This window comes from uncultured Bacteroides sp. (genome assembly GCF_905207245.1).
GTDB lineage: Bacteria > Bacteroidota > Bacteroidia > Bacteroidales > Bacteroidaceae > Bacteroides.
The window spans coordinates 1-2,656 of record NZ_CAJLKP010000179.1 but is presented as its reverse complement, the minus strand read 5'-3'; the positions used below and the strand labels follow the sequence as shown (position 1 = coordinate 2,656).

Here is a 2,656-nt window from a genome sequence, read left to right as displayed (position 1 = left end):
TTATCCCTTATCCCAGTATGTAGAATTATAAACTTCTTTCCGGAGCATCTATCTTTTCATAGTGCTCCGGATATAATCTAACCTTATAATTCCTCTGAATAAGATGACAGTGGTAGTATTCGATTCGCTAAGCCACTCCAACCGGAAGCTGCTTTATATGCATCTACAGAATTGTCTGGCACGTATATCTTACATGTAGTGCCGTTAAGCATCCAGAAGCCAAATCCCATTGGTTTCTCGGATAGCATAACGAAGGATTCAAGTCCAGTACAATTTTCCCAACACTTAAACATACTGCTGTCGCCTGTACCATCTTCCTTTATTATGTTACCTCTGATAATCATTGTCTTTAGAGTTGATAAAGAATTGAATATAGAGGAGCCTATTGAAGTAACGCTTTCCGGAAAATCCATTATTTCTATACCAGACCCCATAAAGGCGGCTGTCTTTATTTTTGTAACAGTATTTGGTATTTTTAAAGATTTTAAAGATGAGCATCCACGGAAAGATTCTGTTCTAATTTCTGTTATCCCCTGATGTAATACAACATTATTCAAACTAATACAACCATAAAAACAAGCAACAGGGATAAAACTTATCGTATGAGGTAATTTTATACTTCTCAATGAGGTACATTCCCGAAACAAGTTGGGACCATCATAATTATTATCCTTAAAAGCAACATTCATTTTTTCAAATTCATTGAATGTCTCAATTATAGTATTACCCCTAAACCAATAAGAAGTAACCTCTATTTGATCTTCAATATACTTTTCACTAATTGCTCCAATTCCATCTACGTCCAACCTATCTATTAAAATTCTCAGCACCTCCGAGTCTGCTATTCTCACACATGCAATTCCATCCACTATCAGTTCCAGCCTGTCAAACACTTTCCTCAGTGCATCCACAGAGTCCTGATAGAACTTTGAGTGTACAGTTATCTTACCTTCTAATACCGGAATTTTATCTTCTCCGGCAATTCCTTCTGCTGATAAACCTTCGTAGGTTCCATCAGCAAGTTTTGCAAGCATATCAAGGGCGTCGGCGGTGTAATATTCTTCCTCAAAACCTACTGCACGGATATGTTTTAGTGCGTGTTCGGTACCTTGTGATTGTTGTGCCTCTATAATGTTAGATAACAATCTCATAGGCTCTAATCTTGGGCAATTCTCAATCAGGAAGTCGGTTATGTTTTCAGCACATTGACCGATTCTCAAGCCCTCTGTTGTCAGCATCGGGAAGTTCCGGAAAGTTATGTATCTGTTATTAGCCGGATATTCGATGATTTCAAGTCCGCCACCATTCGGAAGCTTTATCTGACTTAAGTTAGTTCCGTCGGCATATATCTCACGAATGTTAATAATTGTGCTTAAATCGAGTGTACCTTGTAATGTAGTAATATTGGATAGAAGTAGCTTCTGCATACTACTACAATCTGCAAGTGTAAGTCCTGTAATAGAGATGATTACGTTGTCTTTCTTACTACCGAGTATAAGCTCGTTCAATCGTCTTCCGCGTACCACCATGGTACCGGAAACATTCTTTTTGTGCCAGTCTCCGATGCTTAATAACCAACTTGCTGCTTGTATGGCATTTTGCTGGTCAGCACTACCACCAAGGTCAATGGTTATTTTACAAACATCTCCTGCTTTGGTGCGTTTTCCTTGCACAATGGATGTACCATTTGCAATGGCCGGATACATATCGAAAGCCGGGGTTATATCGTAGTCTATCAGATCACCAGCAGCACGTACGATGATCGTATCTGTGCCATCAGCAGAGAACAAGCCGTAATTATACTTCGACATGATGTACATGATACGTTTCTTCACCCATGCAGTTTCTGCGGAGTAGAAGTCGCCGTGACTCTGGGTGATAGGGTCGGTGTCATTCGTATAAGAGCCATTATTGTATGCTATCTTTGCAAGTTCATATCGTTTGGCATCCGAATTCACCAACGTAGCAGGGAAATACTCTTTTATGCCAAGGAAGTACTTCTTATAGAAAGCATAAACTTTGTCATAAGGCGTGCCTGAAGACTGGCCGCACAATGCTTCCATTGCTGTGAATATCTTACGCATTCCGGCTGTAATTTCAGCACTGAAAGCCTGTTCCAACAAATTCCAGAAGACAGATGTCTCACCATTCCAAATTGGCTGGTCGTTGTCATAAGAGTCATGCATTTCGCAGTGATAGGGTTTCCGATCCTGTCCCTGATTGTCAATCGGGAATATCGTGTCGGCATCATCCAGTCTCCATCTCCATTTACTACCTTCCTGGCAGAAGCTATACGGATAAGTATTCTTTGCGCGCTGGTCGGTTCCGGCGGTGAACTCCACAAAGTTGTGATGGAATACTGCATCGTCAATGTCGAATATAGCGGGTATGGTTGCATGGAATAAGCTTGTGCGGGCTGAAATAAACTTCTCATTCAACTGGTCAGCAGTGAATGCACTCAGATCTGATGGAAGATATGCAGATAACTGTGTTCTCAGATTTATCGCACCATTACCGATGTCGGAGGATATGAACTTTCCTTCGGCAGCTTCATAATAGTAGAGATTGTACTGATTAGCATCACCACTTTGGGCAATCCAGTACTCATAACCTGTACTACGGTATTCAGTTACGGCATTGTTCAGTTCAGCCAGAG

Annotated in this window: 1 protein-coding gene; it reads right to left on the bottom strand. The window is 40.9% G+C overall.

All coding sequences use genetic code 11. The annotated features are described in order from the left end of the window. Positions 1 to 83: 83 nt before the first annotated feature. Positions 84 to 2,656 (bottom strand): leucine-rich repeat domain-containing protein (locus QZ135_RS24860; RefSeq protein ID WP_294615805.1); only part of this gene is annotated, 2,573 nt, incomplete at its 5' end.